Raw genomic sequence first — 22,385 nt, 5'->3', positions numbered from 1 at the left:
CCTGCCATGGGCGGGAGCGGGGACCGCTCAGGCGGCCGTCTTCACCGGTATCACGTCGACCGAATGGCTGCTTTCCTGACCACCGGCCGTGCGCAGCACGCCCTTGACCGGGGCCACGTCGGCATAGTCGCGGCCATAGGCCACGGTGATGTGGTCGCGCCCCACGATCAGGTCGTTGGTCGGGTCGAACTCGATCCAGCCGCCCTCATGCCCGGTCCAGGCGCGGACCCAGGCGTGCATGGCGTCGGCACCGGCCAGACGTTCCTGCCCCGGTGGCGGCAGGGTGCGCAGGCAGCCCGAGACATATCCCGCCGGGATGCCGAGGCTGCGCAGGCAGGCGATCATCACGTGGGTGAAATCCTGACAGACGCCGCGGCGCTGTGCGAAGGCGATGGCAGGCGGCGTATCCACGTCCGTCGCCTCGGCGTCGAAGGTCATGTCCCCGTGCAGTGCCTTGCCAAGCGCCAGCACCACCTCCAGCGCGGTGGCGCCGGGTTTGACGTGGTCACGGGCATAGGCCGCCATGGCCGCATTGGGCGTGATCCGGGGCGAGGGCGCGAGGAAATGGTGCGGCGAGCGCGGGCCGATGTCGTTCAGTCCCGCCAGTTCGCGGGCCAGATCGGGCAGCCCTGGCGAGAGGTCCATCGGCGCGGCGGCGGTCACCAGCCGTTCGACCCGGGCGCGCAGGTGGATGCGGATCTCCTGCAGGGGGCTGTGCCAGCAGACCTCGGTCACCGGGTTGCCGAAGAAATCCATCCGGTCGCGGCGTTCGTCCGGGGCCGGGTCGCAGGTGATGACGCCCTGTTGCAGTGTCTGCCGCCCGACCAGCGTCAGCGGCAGCAGGTGCAGCAGGTTGCGCGCCCCGTCGGAGGGCGCGTCGTATTCGTAGTCGATGCCGAGTTCCAGATCGTAGAGCATGGCCGTCCCCCCTAGCCAAGATAGAGCGAGGCCAGCAGCCCCGCCAGCGACAGCAGCCGCCCGCGCAGGGCGATCAGCCGCGCGCTGTCCCAGTCGGCGGCATCGGTGGTGCGCAGCTCGGTGTCGATTTCCAGCAGCGCGCGGGCCAGCGGCGACAGTCGCGCGGTGCCCGGCAGTGGCGGCAGCGCGGCCTCCAGCTGGCGCATGGCGGCGATCTGGAACAGGACTGACCGCGGATTGTCCGGGTCGAGCAGGATCAGGTCCAGCACCGTCTCGCGCCGCGGGTCGATCCGGTAGCGGCGGCGGTGGGTCATCATGCTGTCGCCCAGCTCGGTCATCAGCTCGGCACTGCCCTGCGGGGCCTCCGCGTCGCAGAGCTGCGCCAGCAGCATGGTGGTATGCTCCGACCGTTCCAGCGCCCGGCCGAAGCTGAGGAAGCGCCAGCCGGTGAAGCGGTACATGTTCTCGTGCACGAGGCCCGAGAAGCCGGTGACCCGGCGCAGCAGCTGGCCCAGCTCGCGCGAGGCCCCGTCTCCGGCCCGCGATTTGCCCGAGATCAGGTTGGCGAGGTACGAGAGTTCCCGCAGTTCGGTCCAGGCGTCGACCGAGAAGCGGTCCCGGACCTGCCCGGCGCAGTACCGCGCGGAATCGAGCTGACCGGTCAGCTGCTGCGGCACCCGCTGGTCGGGGTCGAGGCTCATCAGCTCCAGCAGGCCGTTCAGCGCCTCCAGCCGCGGGGCCTCCGGGTCGCCGGTCTCGTCCAGGCGCAGGTGCCAGGCGCGCAGCATGCGGATCGTGCCCTCGGCCCGTTCCACGTAGCGCCCCAGCCAGAAGAGGTTGTCCGCCGCCCGCGACGGCAGGATCGAGGGCCGCCCGCGCAGGCCGGGGCCGTAGTCCTCGATCATCGTGTCCTGCGGCACTTCCTTGTCGGAGACGATCCAGACGTCCGCGACCGAGCCGCCGCGCTGCATCGCCAGCGCCGAGGCATCGTCGCTGCGTCCGATACGGGCATAGCCGCCGGGCATGATCTGCCACCCCGCGGGTGTGCGGGCGGCAAAGACACGGACCGTCATCGGACGCGGCTCAAGCTTGCCGTCGTGCCAGACCGGCGTGGTCGACAGCGTCACCGCCTCCTGACCCACGAGCGTCTCGCCCATGGCGTCGATCTGCGCGGCAAGGTCGGTGCCGGGCGGCAGCATCGGGTCGGGCTCGAACGGCAGTGAGGTGGAGAGGGCGCGGCCCATCATCATCTGGTCGATGTTCGCCTCGACATGGGCGCGTTCCTTGGGCTGGCCGCACCACCATGTCGCGATGTTGGGCAGCGCCAGCGGCTCCCCCAGCAGGGCGTGGCTGATGCGGGGCAGGAAGGCCATCAGCGCGCGGCTTTCCAGCACCCCGGCGCCAAGGGCGTTGACCATCGAGAGCGTGCCCTGCCGCAGTGCCGAGACAAGGCCCGGCGTGCCGATACGCGAGGTTTCGTCCAGTTCCAGCGGATCGGCGAAATTGGCGTCGAGCCGGCGCCAGAGCACCGAGATCGGCTTCAGCCCGGACACGGTGCGCACCATCACCTGCCCGTCGCGCACGGTCAGGTCCTCACCCTCCAGCAGCATCAGGCCGAGGTAGCGGGCAATGAAGGTATGTTCGAAATAGGTGTCGTTGCCCGGGCCGGGGGTCAGGATCGCGGGGCGCGCCGCATCGCCGGTGAAGCCCGCGGGCGTGATCTGGCCCAGCCCGTCCATCGCATCGCGGAAGGCGCGGAAGAAGGTGGCGACCCGGTGGATGTTCGACTTGCGGAACTGCTCGGGGAACATCCGCGTGCTGGCGACGCGGTTCTCCAGCGCGAAGCCCGCGCCGGAGGGCGCCTGCGCCCGGTCGCCGAGCACGAACCACGAGCCATCGGGCGAGCGTCCGATCTCGAAGGCGAGGAAATGCAGGTAGCGGCCCGAGATCGGCGGCACGCCCACCATGGGGCGCAGCCATTCCGGGTTCTGGGCGATCAGCTCGGGCGGGAGGTAGCCCCCGGAGATCAGCGATTGCGTGCCGTAGAGATCGGCCACGATCTTTTCCAGCAGCTCGGCCCGCTGGACGAGGCCCGCGCTGATGCCGGCCCATTCGTCTTCGTGCAGCAGGACGGGGACGTAGGACAGCGGCCAGGCCCGTTCGCCCATATCCTTGTCGGAATACTGGCGATAGAACACGCCCGCATCGCGCAGGTACTGGTCGGCGCGGGCAAAGCGGGCCTCCAGCGCCTCCACGTCGAGGGTGTCGAACTGGCGCAGCAGCCAGCGCCATGCCGGGCGCATGTTGCCCTCGGCATCCACCAATTCGTCGGCCACGCCGGGGCGCGGGCTGTAGCGTGCCAGAAGCGCCTTTTCAGGCGCCTCCGATGGTTTGGCCGGTTTGCCGTTTCCGGCGGGCTGGCCTTGGGATTGGCCCTGCGACATGGGTCAGACTCCGGGGGACCGCCGCAGGTCCAGCGTGTGCGGGAACTCGGGGTGCGTGCTTTCCGATGGCGGCTGGTACGATCCGGGCGTGTGCCCCTTGGCCTCGAACCGGGCCAGGCGGCGGGCCTCGGCCTCGTTACCGTTCACCGGGAAGGTGTCGTAGTTGCGTCCGCCGGGATGTGCAACGTGATACGTGCAGCCACCGATCGCCCGGCCGGTCCATGTGTCGTAGATGTCGAAATGCAGCGGCGCGTTCACCGGCAGCACCGGGTGCAGCGCCTCGGGCGGTTGCCACGCCTTGTAGCGCACGCCGCCCACGAAGGTGCCCGAGGTCTCGGTCCCCGCCAGCGGCACGGTGCGGCCATTGCAGGTGACGGCATAGCGCCCGGGGTTCTTGGTGGAGAGCTGCACCTGAAGCCGTTCGACCGAGCTGTCGGTGTAGCGCACCGTGCCGCCGATGGCGCCGGTTTCGCCCAGAACATGCCACGGCTCCAGCGCCTGCCGCAGTTCCAGCGTGCAGCCCTCGTAGGTGACCTCGCCGCAGAACGGGAAGCGGAATTCCTTCTGGGCGATGAACCATTCCTCCTCGACCGGGTAGCCGTGGTCCTCGAGGTCGCGCAGCACGTCGCGGAAATCCTCCCAGACGAAATGCGGCAGCATGAACCGGTCGTGCAGGACGGTGCCCCAGCGGACCGGCTTGCCCTTGATGGGCGCATGCCACATCCGGGCGATGATCGCGCGGATCAGCACCTGCTGCGCGAGGCTCATCTTGGCATCGGGCGGCATCTCAAAGCCGCGGAATTCCACGAGGCCCAGACGGCCCGTGGGCCCGTCGGGGGAGTAGAGCTTGTCGATGCAGATCTCGGCCCGGTGGGTGTTGCCGGTGACATCGGTCATCATGTTGCGCAGCAGCCGGTCCACCAGCCAGGGCAGCGGCTTGGGGGCGGCCTCGTCGGGATCGGGGATCTGCGACAGGGCGATCTCCAGCTCGTAGAGCGTGTCGTGCCGGGCCTCGTCGATCCGGGGCGCCTGCGAGGTCGGGCCGATGAAGAGGCCGGAGAAGAGGTAGGACAGCGAAGGGTGCCGCTGCCAGTAGAGGATCAGCGAGCGCAGCAGATCCGGGCGGCGCAGGAAGGGGCTGTCGTTGGGCGTGGCCCCGCCTACGACGACGTGGTTGCCCCCACCGGTGCCGGTGTGGCGCCCGTCGATCATGAACTTATCGGCGCCAAGGCGGGTCTGCCGGGCCTCCTCGTAGATCGCCATGGTGGTGTCCACGCAGTCCTGCCAATTGTCGGCGGGGTGGATGTTCACCTCGATCACGCCGGGATCGGGGGCGACGCGGATCACGTTGATCCGGCTGTCATGGGGCGGCGCGTAGCCCTCGATATGCACCTTGAGGTCCAGCTTGCCGGCGGCCGCCTCGACCGCGGCCAGCAGGTCGAGGTAATCCTCGACGTCCTCGGTCGGCGGCAGGAAGACCGACAGCTTGCCATTGCGCGGCTCGACCGAGATCGCGGTGCGCACGGCGCCGCCCAGTTCGGCGGTTTGTTCCACGATGGTCTGCCCCACCGGCGTGGCGGTGAACGAGGCCGTGGCCTGATGCGCCCGCGCGGCATCCGCATCCTCGGGCAGGTCGTAGTCGGGCAGCGGCGGTTTCGCCTCGGTCGGGTCCGAGGGGTAGATATAGGGATAGGCCGAGGGCTTGACGTGGGACAGCGATCCCAGCGGCAGGCGATAGCCCACGGGGCTGTCACCGGGCACCAGGAAGATGCGGCCACGGCGCAGGGACCAGCGTTCGGTCTGCCACTTGCGCCCCGACGCCCGGCCCTGCCAGGCTTGGACCGGCAGCACGTAACCGGACGGCGTGGTCAGGCCCCGTTCGAAGACCTTGGCCATGCGGTGGCGTTCCTCGGGGTCCTTCAGCTTGTTGTTCTCGGGCGTCACGTTGTCGGGCAGCTGCGCTTCTTTCAGCAGCCATTCGCCCGGGTCCTCCCAAGCGGGTTCAACGAACTCGGGGCCCAGTTCCAGCTGGTTGGCGACCTCGTGCAGCAGCGCCTGCGCGTTCTCCGGCGTGGCGTGGTCGTAGGTCTGGTCCTCCTGCGCGATCAGGTCGGCGTTGCGCCAGATCGGCTTGCCGTCCTTGCGCCAGAAGAGGCTGAAGGTCCAACGCGGCAGGGTCTCGCCCGGATACCACTTGCCCTGACCGTAATGCAGGAAGCCGCCCGGGGCGAACTTCAGCCGTAGCTTGCGGATCAGCTGATCCGCAAGGCCGCGCTTCATCGGGCCCACGGCGGCGGTGTTCCACTCGGCGCTTTCGAAATCGTCGATCGAGACGAAGGTCGGCTCGCCGCCCATGGTCAGGCGGACGTCGCCCTCGGCCAGCTTCTCGTCCACCTTCTTGCCGAGCGCGTTCAGCCGCTCCCACGAGGCATCGGAGAAGGGCTTGGTGATCCGCGGATGCTCCGACACCCGGTCGACCTTCATGTCGAACTGGAAATCCACCTCGGCATAGGAGGCCATCCCCGCGATCGGCGCGGCAGAGCGGTAATGCGGCGTGGCGGCCAGAGGAATGTGGCTTTCGCCCGTCAGCAGGCCCGAGGTGGGATCAAGCCCGATCCAGCCCGCGCCGGGGATATAGACCTCGACCCATGCGTGCAGGTCGGTGAAGTCGTGATCCGTGCCCGAGGGCCCGTCGAGCGACTTGAGGTCGGGCTTCAGCTGGATCAGGTAGCCCGAGACGAAACGCGCGGCGAAGCCGAGGTTGCGCAGCACCTGCACCAGCAGCCACGAGCTGTCGCGGCACGAGCCCGAGACCCGTTGCAGCGTCTCGTCCGGGGTCTGGACGCCCGGCTCCATCCGGATCGTGTAATCGACGTGGTTCGCCACATGGGCGTTAAGCCCGACGAGGAAGTCGATGGTGCGGTCCTGATCGCGCGGGATGCCCTCCATGAATGTCGCCAGCAGCGGCGTCATCGGCTCGGGCGTGGAATAGATCGACAGGTCGTTGCCCAGCTCCAGCGGGGCGGGGAAGGGCCATGTCTCGGCGCTTTCCTCCACGAAGAAGTCGAAGGGGTTGTAGACCGACATGTCGGCCACGAGGTCGACCTCGATCTTGAACTCGCGCACCGGCTCCGGGAAGACGAAGCGCGCCATCCAGTTGCCGTAGGGATCCTGCTGATGGTTCACGAAATGCCCGCCGGGGCTGACCTTCAGTGAATGGCTGATGACCCGGGTCCGGGAATGCGGCGCCGGGCGCAGACGGATGATCTGCGGGCCGAGCGTGACCGGCCGGTCATACTTGTAATGGGTCAGGTGGTAGATCGCGGCGTTGATCGACATGGAACGTGTCACCCTGAGTTGCTGCGCGGTGCCTTGCATCACATCCGGGACCGGGCCGGTCAGGCAAGGACAGATGTACGCTTCCCAAAGGGATAGGGGATGTGGGGACGAAAAAACAGGCTCTTGCGCGGAGACGGCGGCCACAGGTCGTGACCTCTACGGTGGAGAGGGAGCGCCAACGGCATGGAACCGCTTGATTCGGGCCGGTTCCTTGCCCGGGGTGACGCAGGGTTTGCGCAAATTCCCGGCAGCTGCCTATGATGGAGGCGGAAATTCCCGCTGCGCCGCGTGGTCAGAATCGCGCATCCCGCGGAAAGCTGGAACTGTCGGGCCTGCGGCGTCGCGCCCTGATGTCCCGAGTGGTCCTGCACTGGACCTGCCTGTATGCAGGCTATATTGATCGGGACCGCGCAACGCTCGGATGAAGGGAGAACGAGGGTGGCATGACGGACAGTAAGTTCTTTGACGAAATGATGAATCCCGGCGGGGACGCCCGCCCGCCCTATTCCAATTACGCAGACTGGTTTTCCGGCGAGGACCCCAAGAGCCTCCTGAAGAAGTCGGCCGAGGCCGAGGCCTTCTTCCGTCGCATCGGGATCACCTTCAACGTCTACGGCCAGTCCGAGGCGGATGAACGGCTGATCCCCTTCGACATCGTGCCGCGGATCATCTCGGCCAGCGAATGGCGCCAGCTGGAGCGTGGGATCGAACAGCGGGTCCGGGCGATCAACGCCTTCCTCGCGGATATCTACCACCGGCAGGAAATCCTGAAGGCCGGGCGCATCCCGCCCGAGATCATCAGCGGGAACGAGGCCTACCTGCCGCAGATGGTGGGCGTCACGCCGCCGGGCGGCGTCTATACCCATATCGTCGGCACCGACCTCGTGCGCACCGGCGAAAACGAATTCTACGTGCTGGAAGACAACGCCCGCACGCCCTCCGGCGTCTCCTACATGCTGGAGAACCGCGAGACGATGCTCCAGATGTTCCCGGAGCTCTTCACCCAGATGAAGGTGCGGCCGGTTTCGTCCTACCCGGCCGAACTGCGCCGTTCGCTGAGCGAGAGCGCACCGCCGAACTTCTCGGGCAGCAAGCCGACGCTGGCCGTGCTGACGCCGGGCATCCACAACTCCGCCTATTTCGAGCACAGCTTCCTCGCCGACCAGATGGGTGCGGAGCTGGTCGAGGCGGGCGACCTGCGGATCGTGGACGGCAAGGTCAACATGCGCACGATCCGGGGCTACAAGCCGATCGACGTGATCTACCGCCGGGTCGACGATGCCTTCCTCGATCCGCTGACCTTCAACCCGGAAAGCCTGCTGGGCGTGCCGGGGATCATGGATGTCTACCGCGCGGGCAACATCACCATCGCCAACGCGCCGGGCACCGGCATCGCGGACGACAAGGCGCTCTACAGCTACATGCCGGACATCGTCGAGTTCTACACCGGCGAGAAGGCGATCCTGCAGAACGTGCCGACGTGGCGCTGCTCGGAGCCTGACAGCCTTGCCTACGTGCTCGATCACCTCGCCGAACTGGTGGTGAAGGAAGTGCACGGCTCCGGTGGCTACGGGATGCTCGTCGGGCCCGCCGCCTCCAAGAAGGAGCTGGCGGAGTTCGAGGCCAAGCTGCGTGCCAAGCCCAAGAACTACATCGCCCAGCCGACGCTGGCGCTTTCGACCGTGCCGATCATGACCAAGGCGGGGCTCGCGCCGCGCCACGTCGACCTGCGGCCCTTCGTCCTCGTCTCGCCCAAGAAGGTCCACATCACGGCGGGCGGGCTGACGCGGGTGGCGCTGAAGGAAGGTTCGCTCGTCGTGAACTCGTCGCAGGGCGGCGGCACGAAAGATACCTGGGTTCTGGGGGACTGATCGGAATGGCAATGCTGGGAAGAACCGCCGGGGGCCTGTTCTGGATGTTCCGCTACCTCGAGCGGAGCGAGAACACCGCCCGCCTGCTGGAAACCGGGTTCCGGATCGCGCTGACCTCGTCCAACGAGGCCGAGACGGAATGGGAGAGCATCGTGACCACCGCCGGTGTGCGCGAGCTCTACCTCGAGAAATACGACACCTTCGAGCAGGGGCATGTGATCAACTTCCTCCTGCGGGACAAGGACAACCCCTCTTCGGTCATGAACTCGATCGAGATGGCGCGCCAGAACGCGCGGATGGTGCGCACGGCCCTGTCTGCCGAGGTCTGGGAAGCCACCAACGAGACGTGGATGACCCTCAAGGCCGCGCTCGCGCGCCCGGTCTCGGTCAAGAACCTCGCCGAGGTGCTGACCTCGGTCCGCCAGCATTCGGCGGTGGTGCGCGGTGCCCTGCATGGCACCATGCTGCGCAACGAGATCTTCGACTTCGCCCGGATCGGCACCTTCCTCGAACGCGCGGACAACACCTCGCGGATCCTCGATGTGAAGTACTACATCCTGCTGCCGTCCTCGGCCTTCGTCGGCTCTTCGATGGACAACACCCAGTGGGAGACGATCCTGCGCTCGGTCTCGGCCCTGCGCTCGTTCCGCTGGCTGAACGAGGAAGAGACCTCGGCCATGGGGATCGCCAAGTTCCTGATCCTTGACAAGCGGATGCCGCGTTCGCTGGCGTTCTGCGCGTCGAAACTGGCGGGCAACCTCGATTACCTCCAGCGCGACCACGACGGGCCGCTGCCCTGCGTCGAGATGGCGGCACAGGTGAACGCCGAACTGGCCGCGCTGACCGTGGAGCAGATCTTCGACGACGGGTTGCACGAATTCCTCGAACGCAGCATCGTGAGGATTGCCGACCTCGCGTCGCAGATTCAGCAGGACTTTCGGTTTTACGGGTGACCCATGCGGTTGAAGATCACGCATACGACCAGCTACTCCTATGATCAGCCGCTGCATTACGCGCTGCTCCAACTGCGGCTGACGCCGCGCGACGGGCACGGGCAACGGGTCTACAGCTGGTCGTCCCATGTGACGGGGGCCACGCCGCAGGTCTCCTTCATTGATCACTTCCGCAATCACGTGGACCTCGTCCTGATGGACGAGGCCGCCCAGAAGATCGAGATCACCTGCACCGGCGAGGTCGAAACCGAGGACCGCAACGGCGTGCTGGGGCAGGACAAGGGCCACGCGCCGCTGTGGCTCTTCCTTCAGAAGACCGCCGTGACGACGCCCGGTGCCGCTGTCCGCAAGCTGGTGAAGGGGCTCGAGGGCGATGTCGCGACCGACACGCTGGCCGCGATGCACAGGCTTTCGGAGCTGGTGGGCGAGGCCGTCGCCTACGAGAAGGGCGTGACCACGGCCGCCACCACCGCCGAGGAGGCACTGGCGGGCGGCAAGGGGGTCTGCCAGGACCACGCCCATGTGATGATCGCCGCCGCGCGGCAACTGGGCGTGCCGGCGCGGTACGTCTCGGGCTACCTGATGCTGCAGGGCATGGACCAGCAGGAGGCCGCACATGGCTGGGCCGAGGTCCACGTGGGCGCCCTCGGCTGGGTCGGTTTCGATGTCTCCAACGCGATCTGCCCGGACGAGCGCTATGTCCGCGTCGCGGTCGGCCGCGACTATGGCGAGGCGGCACCGGTGCACGGGCTGCGGCATGGCTCTGCGAAGGAAGAGCTTTACGTTTCGTTGCAAGTACAGCAATAGGATCCGGTTCCTTCTCTCGGAGTTGCCCCTATGACCTATTGCGTGGGTATCCAGCTTGATCGCGGCATGGTCTTCATGTCTGACACCCGGACCAATTCGGGCGTCGACAACATCTCGACCTTCCGCAAGATGCACACCTTCGAGGTGCCGGGCGAACGCTCCATCACGATGATGACGGCGGGCAACCTTGCCACCACGCAGGCGGTGGTCAGCCTGCTGCAGGAACGCACCAAGACGGTCGAGAACCGCGAGCCCGAGATCCTGCGGCTCGACTCCATGTTCCAGGTCGCGCAACTGGTGGGGTCCACCCTGAAGGACGTGATCGCGACCCATGCGGACGTGGGCCAGAAGGCCGACTCGACCTTCAATGCGACGATCATCCTCGGCGGGCAGATCAAGGGCGGCGCGCCGCGGCTCTTCCTGATCTACCCGGAAGGCAACTTCATCGAGGCCGGCGCCGACACGCCCTTCTTCCAGATCGGCGAGACGAAGTATGGCCGTCCGATCCTGATCCGGGCCTATGACCCGGAGATGACCTTCGAGGCGGCGATGAAGTTGCTGCTGGTCTCCTTCGACAGCACCATCAAGGCCAACCTCTCGGTCGCGCTGCCGCTGGATTACCACATCTACACGCTCGACAGCTGCACCACCGGAACGCTGGGGCGCATCAAGGTCGACGACAGCTATTTCGAGACGATCTCGAACGGCTGGGGCGTTGCCCTGCGTGACGCCTTTGGGGCGCTGCCGGATTTCAAGCTGCCCGAGGGCGAGTAGTCCAGGCCTGAGCCCCAAGTCTCTGGTTCAAGCCTCAGGTTCAAGTCACGGGCCCCAGTCACTGGCCCAAGCCGGACGTCCGGGGCTAAAGACGCTTCTCCATCCGGAAATTCTCCAGCATCACGCCGCGCCGCTCGATCTGCTGCGCGGCGATCACCTGCCAGCCCTGCCGCAGCAGGAAGGGCCGGGCCAGGTGACTCGCCTCGCTGGTCAGCCGGGGCAGGCCCCGGGCGCGGGCCTCGGCCTCCAGCGCGCCGTAGAGCCGCGCCGCAAGCCCGCGTCCCATCCACTCCGGCGCGACGAAGGCAAGGTCGAGATGGCCCGTGCCTTCCATGGTGACGAAGCCTGCCAGCGTCTCTCCCTCCCACGCCGTGACGCCGAATTGTGCCGCGAACCTGCGCCGCCAGTCCTCGGGATCAGGCGGGGCAGGGGCCCATGCGGCGCGTTGTGCGGCATCGTAATGCGCCACGGTCCCCTCGCGCACCGCGCGGAAGAAGAGCGCCGCCGCCGCCCCGGCATCATCGGGGGTGAGGGCGCGGAGAGTGAGCGAATCCATGGATAACCCGATGATCTCGGACGGTTCTGCGCCGAATATGGCGAGTGTGACACCAACCTGACCAGTGCCGAAATCGACCTCTTGTGATGCTGAAACGGCATCCAGTCATGCGCCCTGCGCACAAGTCTTGGGCGCTATACGCTGTATCTGCCACGATCCTGAGCAGGCCCGCGCGATTTGCACCGTCGAAGGTGCGGTATACAGGTCTTTTTTCCCCAAGGCCGCGGAAAGGCATTTTAGCTGGGCCGGCGGTCTTGGGCCGCATGAAGGGTGTGCGGTGACGAACCTGCTTGGCTGGTCGGTCGCCACCGCACGAATGCAACAGAATGTCGCCTTTGCGATATGGGGGGAAATCGGGGCGTTTCAACGACCGCGATACCATTCCTGCGCGGTGCCGGCGGCATTTCGAAGGGGTTTATTGAAACATGTCGAAATTTCTGAAGTCGATGCTCGGGGCCGCTGCCGGCTCCCTCCTGCTGAGCACCGCCGCCTTCGCGCAGGACACCATCAAGGTTGGTATCCTGCACTCGCTCTCGGGCACCATGGCCATCTCGGAGACCACTCTGAAGGACACCATGCTGATGCTCATCGACGAGCAGAACGCCAAGGGCGGCGTGCTGGGCAAGCAGCTCGAAGCCGTCGTGGTCGATCCGGCCTCCGACTGGCCGCTCTTCGCCGAAAAGGCGCGCGAGTTGCTGACCGTCTCCAACGTGGACGTCATGTTCGGTTGCTGGACCTCGGTGTCGCGGAAATCCGTGCTGCCCGTGATCGAGGAACTGAACGGCCTGCTGTTCTACCCGGTCCAGTACGAGGGGGAGGAATCCTCCAAGAACGTCTTCTACACCGGCGCCGCTCCGAACCAGCAGGCGATCCCGGCCACCGATTACTTCCTCGACGAACTCGGCGTCGAGAAGTTCGCGCTGCTCGGCACCGACTACGTCTATCCGCGCACCACGAACAACATCCTCGAGTCCTACCTCGAATCGAAGGGTATCGCGAAGGAAGACATCTTCGTGAACTACACCCCCTTCGGCCACTCCGACTGGTCCAAGATCGTGTCGGACGTCGTGGCGCTCGGCGCGGACGGCAAGAAGGTCGGCGTGATCTCCACCATCAACGGCGACGCGAACATCGGCTTCTACAAGGAACTGGCGGCGCAGGGCATCTCGGCGGATGACATCCCCGTCGTGGCCTTCTCGGTCGGCGAGGAGGAACTCTCCGGTCTCGACACCTCGAACCTCGTGGGTCACCTCGCGGCGTGGAACTACTTCCAGTCCGCCGACACCGAGGAGAACGCCACCTTCGTCGAGCAGTGGAAAGCCTACGCCGGTGAAGAGCGCGTGACCAACGACCCGATGGAAGCCCATTACATCGGCTTCAACATGTGGGTGAACGCGGTCGAGGCTTCGGGCACCACCGACGTCGACACGATCATCGACGCGATGGTCGGCCAGACCTTCCCGAACCTGACCGGCGGCACCGCCGAGATGCTTCCGAACCACCATCTGACCAAGCCGGTGCTGATCGGCGAGATCCTCGCGGATGGCCAGTTCGACATCATCTCGGAAACCGATCCCGTCCCGGGCGACGCCTGGACCGACTTCCTGCCGGAATCGGCCAAGCTGAAGTCCGATTGGCCGGGCCTCGGCTGCGGCATGTACAACACCGAGACCGAAAGCTGCGTGCAGCTTCAGTCCAACTACTGATCCGCGTCTGACGCTGATCACGCGGCCCGGGCGGTTCATCCCGCCGCCCGGGTCCTGAGCGCCTCTCCGCGTGCCGCCCGCCCGGCGCGTCGCACCCCGAAAGGATCAAGTGGGTCTGATGCCGCGTAGACTTCTTTCGGCACTGTTGTGCCTGATGTCCCTCCTTGCCACGCCGCTCGCCGCCCAGGAGGGTCCGCTGCAGGACCTGCTGCAGGGCCAGCGCGAGCTGATCGAACAATCCTCCCGCCGCACCATCGGCCCGGCCATCGAGGCGATCCGCGACAGCGGTCTCGACGGCGCCGCCCTCGTGCTGGAGAAATGGGAGGCCCGCGAGATGTGGCAGCGCGAAAGCGACGGCCTCTTCTTCTACGCCGAGGAGGTGAACCGCGACACGCTGCACCTCCATGCCTTCGACGGCCCCACCGATCTCGGCGAAGTGCCCGACGAGGGCTTCGACCAGCTCAAGCCGAACTCGGGCATCCGGGGGCTGATCGCCTCGGCGCTGGTGCAGTTCCAGCTCTCCGATCCCGATATTTCCCGCCGACGCGCCGCCCTCGACGCGCTCGCCCGCGACGGCAATGCAGAGCATCTGCCGATCCTGCGCGCCGCGATCGAGAACGAGCCCGACGCCGGCATCCGCGCCCAGAAGGACCGTCTCGAACGGCTGCTGACGATCCGCTTCGGCGCCACGGACGAGGCCCGGATCGAGGCCATCGAGTCCTTCCGCGGCGATCTGGCCGTCGATGTGCGCGCGGCCCTCAACCCGATCCTCTCGACCCGGCGCGAGGTCTCCGCCGGCGATCCGCCCGCCGAGGCCAATATCGCCGCAGTGCTGAAGCCCGGCAGCGAGGCCCTGTCGGCCGAGGACGCCTATGCGCTCCTCGTCTCCGCCGGCCTGGCGCCGGCGCGCCTCACCGCCGAGGCCCAGCGTCAGGCGCTCGCCGCGCACATCGCCGACGGACGTGTCGGCGGTGTGCCGGTCGCCGACCTCTCCGATCCGGCCGCCCGCGACCGGGCCTATGACGCGCTGGAGGCCGCGGGCACCGTTCCCGCCGCCGCCACCCAGTCCGAGGTCGAGGCGGCGCTTGCCGCGCACAGTTTCTATGACCGCTACGGCGAACCCTCCGCCGCCGTCACCGATGCCGCCGAGGAGGCGCTGAACTCGATCGAGCTCAAGCTCGCCCTGAACCAGTTCATCGATCTTGCGCTCGACGCGCTGTCGCTGGCCTCGATCTACTTCCTCGCCGCCATCGGCCTCGCCATCACCTTCGGGGTCATGGGGGTGATCAACATGGCCCATGGCGAGTTCATCATGATGGGCGCCTACACCGGCTACGTGCTGCAACAGCTGATCCCGAACTACACCGTCTCGATCCTCGTCGCGATCCCGGTGGCCTTCGCGGTGACCTTCGCGGCGGGCGTGGCGATGGAACGGCTCGTGATCCGCTGGCTCTACGCGCGCCCTCTGGAGACGCTGCTGGCCACCTTCGGCATTTCCATCGCGCTGCAGCAGCTGGCTAAGAACATCTTCGGCACCCAGGCCCGCCCGCTCACCGCGCCGGGCTGGCTCGACGGCCAGTGGGTGATCAACGACATCATCGGCATCTCCTGGATCCGGGTGGCGATCTTCGTCCTCGCGCTGATCTTCCTCGGCATCTACCTCTTCATCATGCAGCGCACCCGCCTCGGGCTCGAAACCCGCGCGGTGACCCAGAACCCCCGCATGGCGGCCTCCATGGGCATCAACCCCGACCGGGTGAACATGATGACCTTCGGCCTCGGCTCCGGCATCGCGGGCATCGCGGGCGTGGCCATCGGCCTCTTCGCACAGGTCACCTCCGAGCTTGGCCAGGGCTACATCGTTCAGAGCTTCATGACCGTGGTCGTGGGCGGGGTCGGCAATGTCTGGGGCACGCTGGCGGGCGCCACGATGATCGGCTTCCTGCAGAAGGGGATCGAATGGCTGAACCCGTCGAACACGCTGGCGGCCCAGACCTACATGATCATCTTCATCATCATCTTCATCCAGTTCCGCCCCCGCGGCATCATCGCCCTCAAGGGCCGCGCGGCAGGAGATTGAGCATGACCAAAGCCCCGTCGCCCAGGCCCCCCCTCTCGTTTCCGTTTCCCAAATATCCCGGGGGGAGACGCGCAGCGCGCGTCGGGGGGCTGGCCCCCATGCCCGCCCGCCGCAGGCGCAAGACCCGAGGGCGTCAATGATGCCCCACACCCAGTCTCAGACCCACGCCCACGCCCAGGCCCACGCCCCGAGGACCCGGCCATGAAGAACACATTCATCGCCCGCCATCCCTCGGTGCTGGTCTTCCTCGCCTGCCTCGCGGTCTTCACGCTGGTGGTGACGCTGATGTCCCACGCCTATGGCACGGGCGGCCTCTCCACCTCCTTCGTCAAGACGCTCGGCCGCACGCTCTGCCTCTGCCTCGTGGCCCTCGCCATGGACCTCGTCTGGGGCTACTGCGGCATTCTCAGCCTCGGCCATTTCGCCTTCTTCGGGCTCGGCGGTTACATGATCGGCATGTGGCTGATGTACGCCCGGACCGAGATCATCGTGACCGAGAGTCTCGCCAATTCCCCGATCCCGCCCACGGCGCAGGAGGTGCAGGATGCCATCGGCACCCAGATCTTCGGCGTGGTGGGCTCCTCCGACTTCCCGCTGATCTGGTCCTTCGCCCATTCCCTGACGCTGCAGCTCCTGCTGGTCCTGCTGATCCCGGGCGTTCTGGCCCTCGTCTTCGGCTGGCTTGCCTTCCGGTCCCGGGTGACCGGCGTCTACCTGTCGATCCTGACCCAGGCCATGACGCTGGCGCTCTCGCTCTACCTCTTCCAGAACGAAAGCGGGCTGCGCGGCAACAACGGCCTCTCGGGGCTGCAGAACCTCCCCGGTGTCAGCGCCGGTCAGGATGCGATCTCGGTCTGGTTCCTCTGGGCCTCCGCGCTTGCCCTCGGCCTCGGCTACCTGCTGGCGGCCTGGGTGGTCTCGGGCAAGTTCGGCTCGGTCGTGCGCGGCATCCGCGATGACGAGGCACGGGTGCGCTTCCTCGGCTATTCGGTGGAGGGCTACAAGCTCTTCATCTTCACCCTGACGGCCATCATCGCCGCCATCGCCGGCGCGCTCTACTACCCGCAGGCGGGCATCATCAACCCGGGCGAAGTGGCCCCCATCGCCTCGATCTACCTGGCGGTCTGGGTGGCGATCGGGGGCCGGGGCCGGCTCTACGGCGCCGTCATCGGGGCTGCGGTCGTCTCCCTCGTCTCCACCTGGTTCACGGGCGGTCTCGTGCCCGCGCTGAACCTCGGCTTCTACCGGATCGACTGGGTCGACTGGTGGCTGGTCCTGCTCGGCCTATCCTTTGTCCTGGTCACGCTCTTCGCGCCCAAGGGCATCGGCGGGCTCTTCGACCTCGTCACCGACCGCATGGCACCCAACCGTCACGGCGCGGACTACGGCCCGGACAAGGGCAGCTTGCGCGAAGGGGAGGGGCAGGAATGAGCACGCTTCTCGAAGTCTCCGGCGTCTCCGTCACCTTCGACGGCTTCCGCGCCATCAACAACCTCTCGTTCCAGATCGGCGCGGCGGAACTGCGCGCGATCATCGGCCCCAACGGGGCGGGCAAGACCACCTTCATGGACATCGTCACCGGCAAGACCCGCCCCGACGAGGGCCGGGTGATCTGGGGCGAGAAATCCGTGAACCTGCTCAAGATGAACGAGGCCAGGATCGCCCAGGCGGGCATCGGCCGCAAGTTCCAGCGCCCCACCGTCTTCGAGGACCAGAGCGTCTACGACAACCTGCTGATGGCGGTGAAGAACGCCCGCGGCCCGCTCTCGGTGCTGTTCTACAAGCCCACCTTCCGGGACCGCGGCAAGGTCGAGGAACTGGCCTCCGAGATCGGCCTCGCGGATGAGCTCTCGCGCAAGTCCGGAGAGCTTTCCCACGGTCAGAAGCAATGGCTCGAGATCGGCATGCTGCTGGCACAGGAGCCACGCCTGCTGCTGGTCGACGAACCCGCCGCCGGCATGACGCTGGCCGAGCGCGAACACACCACCGACCTGCTGGTCGAGGCCGCCAAGACCCGCGCGGTCGTGGTGGTGGAACATGACATGGACTTCGTCCGCCGGCTGAACTGCAAGGTGACCGTGCTGCACGAGGGCTCGGTCCTGGCCGAGGGCTCGCTGGATCACGTCACCGCGAACCAGCAGGTGATCGATGTCTACCTGGGGCGCTGAGACATGCTGACAACCAAGGACCTTACCCTCCACTACGGCCAGAGCCAGATCCTCCACGGCATCGACGTGGAGGCCCGCACCGGCGAAGTGACCTGCATCATGGGCACCAACGGCGTCGGCAAGACCTCCCTGCTCAAGGCGATCTCGGGCACCCATCCGCTCTCGGGCGGCACGGTCACCCTCGACGGGCACAGCGTCGGCGGCCTGCCGGCCCATCGCCTGGCCCACGCGGGGATCGGCTACGTGCCGCAGGGCCGGATGATCTTCCCGCTGCTGACCGTGAAGGAGAACATGGAGACGGCCTATGCCTGCCTCCCGCGTTCGGAACATCACATCCCGGACGAGATCTACGAGCTCTTCCCGATCCTCAAGGAGTTCCTCCACCGCCGCGGCGGCGACCTCTCGGGCGGCCAGCAGCAGCAACTCGCCATCGCGCGCGCCATGCTGACCAAGCCCAAGCTCCTTCTCCTCGACGAGCCGACGGAAGGCATCCAGCCCAACATCATCCAGCAGATCGGCCGTGTGATCGAATACCTGCGCGACCAGGGCAACATGGCGATCATCCTCGTCGAGCAATACTTCGAATTCGCCTATGCCCTCGCGGACCGGTTCTACGTCATGAAGCGCGGTGCGGTGACCTCCTCGGGCACCAAGGGCGAGATCGCCAAGGACACCCTGATGGCCGAAGTCTCCGTCTGACGGCCCATCTTTCGCTCCGAAGTATCCTTGGGGGGAGGGCGCGCAAGCGCCCGGGGGGCAGACAGCCCCCCAGCCCCCTCACATCCGCACCCACGCCCCGGGGGCCACGAAGCTCACCCCGCTGCCCGGAATTTTCAAAAATTCCGGACCGTTTTCTTCGAAGAAAACGGATGCCCCCTCAAAGTTTGCGCACAACAGCCACCCCGCGCACGCAAGAATTTTCGAAAGTTCTTGCCAAAATTCTTCGAAGAATTTTGCCTGCCCTGCCGCGCGCGCAGACCTGGGTCAGATCTCCATCCAGATCGTGGTGGGCCCGTCGTTGACCAGCTCCACCGCCATCTCGGCGCCGAACTCCCCGGTTTCCACCTTCGGGCCCAGCCGGGCCAGCTCTTCGGCAAAGGCCTCGTAGAGTTTGCGCCCCTCCTCGGGGCGCGCGGCGGTGGAGAAGCCGGGGCGGTTGCCGCTGCGGGTGTCGGCGGCGAGCGTGAACTGGCTCACCACCAGCGCCTCGCCCCCGATATCCAGCAGCGAGCGGTTCATCTTGCCGGCCTCGTCGCGGAAGATGCGCATCTTGGCAATCTTCGCCGCCAGCTGGGCCGGTTTCGTCTCGTCATCGCCCTGCATGGCGCAGACGAGGATCATCATCCCTTCGCCGCACTGGCCGATGATGTCGCCGTCCACACGGACGGAGGCGCGGGAGACCCGCTGGATGAGCGCGCGCATGGGCTCTCCTTACTGGTTCATTGCGTAGAAATAACCGACGACCCCGGCCACGATCAGCCCCAACCCGACGGCCAGTGCGATCTTCCAGCCGGACCAGGGCCGTTCGCCCTGCACCCGGCCGGTGCGCCCGTTCACCACGAAGCGGTAGGTCCTGCCCCGGTACTTGTAGGCCGCCAGCCAGACCGGCAGCAGGATATGCTTGAAGGTCACATCCGAGACGGCGGTGTCGACCGAGGTGATCTGCTGTGCATCGCCGCCGATGTCGAACTTCACGTCACGCTCGATCACCCGGTCCATCCGCACGCGGGCCTCCTCGTAGCCTTCCAGCAGCTCGACCTGGTAACCCTCGGCCCGGAACCCTGCGAGGAAATCGGGGCGGTAGGGCTCCAGCGCGGCAAGGTCCCAGGGCTCCAGCGCGTCGGTGTAGCGTTTCGGCAGCGCGCGCGAGGCCAGCACCAGCACGTCGTCGAAGAAGCGCGCCACCCGGCCCGAAACCGGGCGCCAGCGGATCTTCTGCTGGCGCACCTGCTTGGGCTTGCCGTCCTGCATCACCGTGGTGGTGACGTAGTAGATCGTGCCGCGCATCCCGGCATAGCGGCTCTCGGTCTGGGCGTCGAAGGTCCAGTAGGGGACGTAGATGCCCTGCATCCGCCGCCCCTTGCGGGCATAGTCCTGCAACCCGTTGGGCGCGAACCACAGCCGGCCCAGCCAGTCGGTCATCTCCTTGCGGGCGCTGCCCTCGTCGAGGGCGAAGGGCAGGACGCCGCGCGGCTTGATCACCCGGGTGGTGCCGGTGTCCACAACCACGGGCGTGGCGCAGAAGGGGCAGTCCTTGGAATGGATGTCGCCGTCGAATTCCAGCCGGGCGCCGCAGTTCGGACAGGAGGTGGTGCGGACCTCCTGCGTCTCGGCCTGGGGCAGGCGGGCCTCCAGCGCGGCGCGGAAATCCAGCTCGCGGATCGCCTGCGGATGGGCCGCATGGGGCGCGGGCGCGCCCTCGATCGCCTCCGTGTGGCCGCAGAAGTCACAGACCAGGCGGCCCGCGGCGGGGTCGAAACGGTAATCGGCGCCGCATTGCGGACAGGGGAAGCGGTGCTCCTCCTCCGGGGTCGGAGGCGGCGGCGTGCCGTCGTAATCGCTCATGCCGTCAGACCCCGGGCGGCGGGGGCGGCGGCAGGATGGTGAAGAGCTGCGCCAGTTCGGTCACATCCCCGGCCTTGAGCCAGCCGTCCTGTCCGGCGGTCCAGACATAGGTCTCGCGGGTCAGGGCGCCATCGGCGGCCATCCGGCCCAGCGTCGCGCGCGAGAAGGGGCCCTTGGTCTGGCCATTCTCGGCAAGGTGCCAGACCTTCTCGACCGGGGGCGGCGGCGGCGCGGCCACCGGGGCGGCAGCGGCGGGGCGGGGGCCCCAGGGCCCGGCGGCGCCCGCCATCTGGCTTCCCATGGCCATGCCCATGCCTGCGCCCATCCCGGCCGCCATGCCGGAATTCGGCGTGGTGGCGGCGGCGGTCATCGCCTCGGCCGCGGAGAACTGCGTGTACTTGCCCAGATCGCCCGCCAGCCCGACCGAGGTGCGCTTGTCCAGCACCGCCTCGACCGCCTCGGGGAGCGAGATGTTCTCGATGTAGAGCTCGGGGATCTCCAGCCCGTAGTCGGTCAGCGTAGGCGCGATCTCCTTCGCCACCAGCTTGCCGAGATCGGCGGTATTGGCCGCCATGTCCAGCACCGGGAGGCCCGAGGAGGCGATGGCGCGGGAGAATTCCTGCACGATGATGTTCCGGATCTGGTAGCTGATCTCGTCCATCGTGAATTCGCCGTCGGTGCCCACGATCTCGCCGAGGAAGCGGGCGGGATCGGAGACCCGGATCGTATAGGTGCCATAGGCGCGCAGCCGCACCGGCCCGAACTCCGGGTCGCGGGCGATGATCGGGTTCTTGGTACCCCACTTCAGGTCCGCGAACCGCGTCGTGTTGACGAAATAGACCTCGGACTTGAAGGGCGACTGGAAGCCGTGATCCCAGTGCTGAAGCGAGGTCAGGATCGGCATGTTGTTGGTCTCGAGCATGTAGAGACCGGGGGTGAAGACGTCGGCCAGCTGCCCCTCGTGCACGAAGACGGCGGCCTGCCCCTCGCGCACGGTCAGCTTGGCGCCGTACTTGATCTCGTGGCCTTCGCGCTCGAAGCGCCAGACCATCGTGTCGCGGGTGTCGTCGGTCCAGTGGATGACGTCGATGAACTGTCCGCTGAGGAAATCGAAGATGCCCATGGTGCTGTCCTGCTGGTCGTTGCTGTCGGTGCCGGCCCTCTCGGGGCCGGTGCGCCGCCCCGTGGCGGCAGGCTAGCGCCAAGTCCTGCCGAAGGTAAGACCGTCGCGCATGTGTCGTGTGGCGGGGCGGGGGCTCAGCCCTCGACCTCGCCGGTCAGTTCCTTGGCCATCTGCTGCACCATCGGGCGCGCGTCCTCGGCGGTTTCCCCGATCGAGAGGCGCGGATCGTAAAGCATCCGCAGCAACAACTCGTCATGGCTGGTCAGAAGGGCGAATTCATCGTCGTCGTTGAAGATCGAGGGCCGGGCCGAGAGGCTGTCGTTCGCCAGCCCCAGCCCCTGCGCCAGTTCCTCGTGGACGCAGGCGCGGCGCATCAGCGGCGGATGCTCCGTCCGCACTAGGGCAATCGCCCGGCGGTAGTCGTATTCGCTGTCATCGCCCGAGAAGGCCAGCACGAGACAATGGATCTCGCGCGGAAGGTCCCGGAAGATGTCGAGCGAGCTTTGCGAGATGTTCGGCACCAGCTGCTTGATCCGGCTGATCGCCTGCGGGCGGTCGTCCTCGCTCATGAAGAGCACGTGGAAGTTGCCGCCCCGGGTCACCAGGCTGATCGGATGGGTCGTGAGAGACGCGAGGCGCGTCACGTAGCCGGCCACTTCCGCCGTGTCCGAGGCGCGTTCCTCGGCCGAGACGGAGGCCCCGAATTCCACCCGCATCCGCACCGGGCCGGACCAGCGGCGCAGCCCGCCGGGGGCCGCGCCCTCGCTGCTGCGCAATCCGCCGCCCCGGGCGTATTCGTCGTAGAAGGCGATGCGTTCGAAGTTCCGGGCGACTTCCCGCGCGCCATAGGGCGTATCGGGGCCGCCGCCGTCCTGCCGCATCAGCCCCTGCGCCAGCAGGTCTGCCTGAAGCTGCGCGTAATAGGTCCGCAGCGCCCGGCTGGCTGCCGAGGGCGCTGCCGGTTTGGCGGGTTTGGCCAGCCCGGCGGGCCGCGCCTGCGGCGGGGTGCTGGGGGTCGTGGGCGGCGTGGGCAGACAGGCCGCGGTGAGTGCCACCGCGGTCAGCCCGGCCATCAGCAGAG

Annotated in this window: 17 protein-coding genes; 9 read left to right on the top strand and 8 right to left on the bottom strand. The window is 67.2% G+C overall.

Going from position 1 to position 22,385, the window contains the following annotated elements; all coding sequences use genetic code 11:
- Positions 1-27: 27 nt before the first annotated feature.
- Genes ACX9MO_RS05015 through ACX9MO_RS05005 form a run of 3 tightly spaced genes read right to left on the bottom strand, consistent with a single transcriptional unit; the run spans position 28 to position 6,701 of the window.
- On the bottom strand, positions 28-918 hold the full coding sequence (locus ACX9MO_RS05015; protein WP_462213735.1) for a transglutaminase family protein: 891 nt from the start codon (positions 916-918) through the stop codon (positions 28-30).
- Between the two features lie 11 nt (positions 919-929).
- Positions 930-3,362, bottom strand: coding sequence for a circularly permuted type 2 ATP-grasp protein (locus ACX9MO_RS05010; RefSeq protein WP_462213734.1), 2,433 nt, complete (start codon positions 3,360-3,362; stop codon positions 930-932).
- A 3-nt stretch (positions 3,363-3,365) separates the two neighbouring features.
- A complete protein-coding gene (locus tag ACX9MO_RS05005) occupies positions 3,366-6,701 on the bottom strand; it encodes a transglutaminase family protein (protein ID WP_462213733.1) in 3,336 nt (1,111 codons plus the stop codon).
- Positions 6,702-7,144: 443 nt separating this feature from the next.
- Between ACX9MO_RS05005 and ACX9MO_RS05000 the strand changes: the two genes are divergently transcribed.
- From ACX9MO_RS05000 to ACX9MO_RS04985, 4 genes are read left to right on the top strand one after another with little or no spacing between them, the layout of a single operon-like run.
- Positions 7,145-8,572: a circularly permuted type 2 ATP-grasp protein gene (locus ACX9MO_RS05000; protein WP_222491639.1), complete on the top strand. Its 1,428-nt coding sequence runs from the start codon at positions 7,145-7,147 to the stop codon at positions 8,570-8,572.
- A gap of 11 nt (positions 8,573-8,583) precedes the next feature.
- Complete coding sequence (locus ACX9MO_RS04995; RefSeq protein ID WP_222491641.1) at positions 8,584-9,525, top strand: alpha-E domain-containing protein; 942 nt, start codon at positions 8,584-8,586, stop codon at positions 9,523-9,525.
- A 3-nt stretch (positions 9,526-9,528) separates the two neighbouring features.
- Positions 9,529-10,332 (top strand): transglutaminase family protein, encoded by an 804-nt coding sequence (locus ACX9MO_RS04990; protein WP_222491643.1) that lies wholly within the window; start codon positions 9,529-9,531, stop codon positions 10,330-10,332.
- 30 nt (positions 10,333-10,362) lie between these two features.
- Positions 10,363-11,106, top strand: a complete 744-nt coding sequence (locus ACX9MO_RS04985) for a proteasome-type protease (RefSeq protein WP_222491645.1) — start codon at positions 10,363-10,365, stop codon at positions 11,104-11,106.
- Between the two features lie 85 nt (positions 11,107-11,191).
- On the opposite strand, the gene ACX9MO_RS04980 is transcribed toward ACX9MO_RS04985, so the two are convergent.
- Complete coding sequence (locus ACX9MO_RS04980) at positions 11,192-11,662, bottom strand: GNAT family N-acetyltransferase (RefSeq protein WP_462213732.1); 471 nt, start codon at positions 11,660-11,662, stop codon at positions 11,192-11,194.
- A gap of 425 nt (positions 11,663-12,087) precedes the next feature.
- Between ACX9MO_RS04980 and urtA the strand changes: the two genes are divergently transcribed.
- From urtA to urtE, 5 genes are all read left to right on the top strand, one after another.
- A complete protein-coding gene (gene urtA, locus ACX9MO_RS04975; RefSeq protein ID WP_222491649.1) occupies positions 12,088-13,368 on the top strand; it encodes an urea ABC transporter substrate-binding protein in 1,281 nt (426 codons plus the stop codon).
- A 118-nt stretch (positions 13,369-13,486) separates the two neighbouring features.
- Positions 13,487-15,448: an urea ABC transporter permease subunit UrtB gene (gene urtB, locus ACX9MO_RS04970; protein ID WP_462213731.1), complete on the top strand. Its 1,962-nt coding sequence runs from the start codon at positions 13,487-13,489 to the stop codon at positions 15,446-15,448.
- A 201-nt stretch (positions 15,449-15,649) separates the two neighbouring features.
- A complete protein-coding gene (urtC, locus tag ACX9MO_RS04965; RefSeq protein WP_462213730.1) occupies positions 15,650-16,879 on the top strand; it encodes an urea ABC transporter permease subunit UrtC in 1,230 nt (409 codons plus the stop codon).
- Positions 16,876-17,616 carry an urea ABC transporter ATP-binding protein UrtD gene (gene urtD / locus ACX9MO_RS04960; RefSeq protein ID WP_222491655.1) on the top strand — a complete coding sequence of 247 codons (741 nt, stop codon included), beginning with the start codon at positions 16,876-16,878 and terminating at the stop codon, positions 17,614-17,616. Before urtC ends, urtD begins: the two co-directional genes overlap by 4 nt.
- Before the next feature lie 3 nt (positions 17,617-17,619).
- Positions 17,620-18,315: an urea ABC transporter ATP-binding subunit UrtE gene (urtE, locus tag ACX9MO_RS04955; RefSeq protein WP_462213729.1), complete on the top strand. Its 696-nt coding sequence runs from the start codon at positions 17,620-17,622 to the stop codon at positions 18,313-18,315.
- A gap of 285 nt (positions 18,316-18,600) precedes the next feature.
- On the opposite strand, the gene dtd is transcribed toward urtE, so the two are convergent.
- The 4 genes from dtd to ACX9MO_RS04935 all read right to left on the bottom strand — a co-directional run bounded on the left by dtd (position 18,601) and on the right by ACX9MO_RS04935 (position 22,377).
- Positions 18,601-19,038: a D-aminoacyl-tRNA deacylase gene (gene dtd / locus ACX9MO_RS04950; RefSeq protein WP_462213728.1), complete on the bottom strand. Its 438-nt coding sequence runs from the start codon at positions 19,036-19,038 to the stop codon at positions 18,601-18,603.
- A 9-nt stretch (positions 19,039-19,047) separates the two neighbouring features.
- Positions 19,048-20,181 carry a TFIIB-type zinc finger domain-containing protein gene (locus ACX9MO_RS04945; protein ID WP_462213727.1) on the bottom strand — a complete coding sequence of 378 codons (1,134 nt, stop codon included), beginning with the start codon at positions 20,179-20,181 and terminating at the stop codon, positions 19,048-19,050.
- 4 nt (positions 20,182-20,185) lie between these two features.
- Positions 20,186-21,304 carry an SPFH domain-containing protein gene (locus tag ACX9MO_RS04940; RefSeq protein WP_462213726.1) on the bottom strand — a complete coding sequence of 373 codons (1,119 nt, stop codon included), beginning with the start codon at positions 21,302-21,304 and terminating at the stop codon, positions 20,186-20,188.
- 134 nt (positions 21,305-21,438) lie between these two features.
- Entirely contained in the window at positions 21,439-22,377 is a 939-nt protein-coding gene (locus ACX9MO_RS04935; protein WP_462213725.1) for a DUF2927 domain-containing protein, read from the bottom strand.
- Positions 22,378-22,385: the final 8 nt, after the last annotated feature.

It is taken from the genome of Pseudooceanicola profundus, assembly GCF_054919315.1.
This window is presented reverse-complemented; position numbering and strand designations above follow the sequence as displayed.

What these genes read in the sequence shown, in the direction of transcription:
- ACX9MO_RS05015 (WP_462213735.1), bottom strand. Translation starts at nt 918, where the DNA reads ATGCTCTACGATCTGGAACTCGGCATCGACTACGAATACGACGCGCCC.
- ACX9MO_RS05010 (WP_462213734.1), bottom strand. Translation starts at nt 3,362, where the DNA reads ATGTCGCAGGGCCAATCCCAAGGCCAGCCCGCCGGAAACGGCAAACCG.
- ACX9MO_RS05005 (WP_462213733.1), bottom strand. Translation starts at nt 6,701, where the DNA reads ATGTCGATCAACGCCGCGATCTACCACCTGACCCATTACAAGTATGAC.
- ACX9MO_RS05000 (WP_222491639.1), top strand. Translation starts at nt 7,145, where the DNA reads ATGACGGACAGTAAGTTCTTTGACGAAATGATGAATCCCGGCGGGGAC.
- ACX9MO_RS04995 (WP_222491641.1), top strand. Translation starts at nt 8,584, where the DNA reads ATGCTGGGAAGAACCGCCGGGGGCCTGTTCTGGATGTTCCGCTACCTC.
- ACX9MO_RS04990 (WP_222491643.1), top strand. Translation starts at nt 9,529, where the DNA reads ATGCGGTTGAAGATCACGCATACGACCAGCTACTCCTATGATCAGCCG.
- ACX9MO_RS04985 (WP_222491645.1), top strand. Translation starts at nt 10,363, where the DNA reads ATGACCTATTGCGTGGGTATCCAGCTTGATCGCGGCATGGTCTTCATG.
- ACX9MO_RS04980 (WP_462213732.1), bottom strand. Translation starts at nt 11,662, where the DNA reads ATGGATTCGCTCACTCTCCGCGCCCTCACCCCCGATGATGCCGGGGCG.
- urtA (WP_222491649.1), top strand. Translation starts at nt 12,088, where the DNA reads ATGTCGAAATTTCTGAAGTCGATGCTCGGGGCCGCTGCCGGCTCCCTC.
- urtB (WP_462213731.1), top strand. Translation starts at nt 13,487, where the DNA reads ATGCCGCGTAGACTTCTTTCGGCACTGTTGTGCCTGATGTCCCTCCTT.
- urtC (WP_462213730.1), top strand. Translation starts at nt 15,650, where the DNA reads ATGAAGAACACATTCATCGCCCGCCATCCCTCGGTGCTGGTCTTCCTC.
- urtD (WP_222491655.1), top strand. Translation starts at nt 16,876, where the DNA reads ATGAGCACGCTTCTCGAAGTCTCCGGCGTCTCCGTCACCTTCGACGGC.
- urtE (WP_462213729.1), top strand. Translation starts at nt 17,620, where the DNA reads ATGCTGACAACCAAGGACCTTACCCTCCACTACGGCCAGAGCCAGATC.
- dtd (WP_462213728.1), bottom strand. Translation starts at nt 19,038, where the DNA reads ATGCGCGCGCTCATCCAGCGGGTCTCCCGCGCCTCCGTCCGTGTGGAC.
- ACX9MO_RS04945 (WP_462213727.1), bottom strand. Translation starts at nt 20,181, where the DNA reads ATGAGCGATTACGACGGCACGCCGCCGCCTCCGACCCCGGAGGAGGAG.
- ACX9MO_RS04940 (WP_462213726.1), bottom strand. Translation starts at nt 21,304, where the DNA reads ATGGGCATCTTCGATTTCCTCAGCGGACAGTTCATCGACGTCATCCAC.
- ACX9MO_RS04935 (WP_462213725.1), bottom strand. Translation starts at nt 22,377, where the DNA reads ATGGCCGGGCTGACCGCGGTGGCACTCACCGCGGCCTGTCTGCCCACG.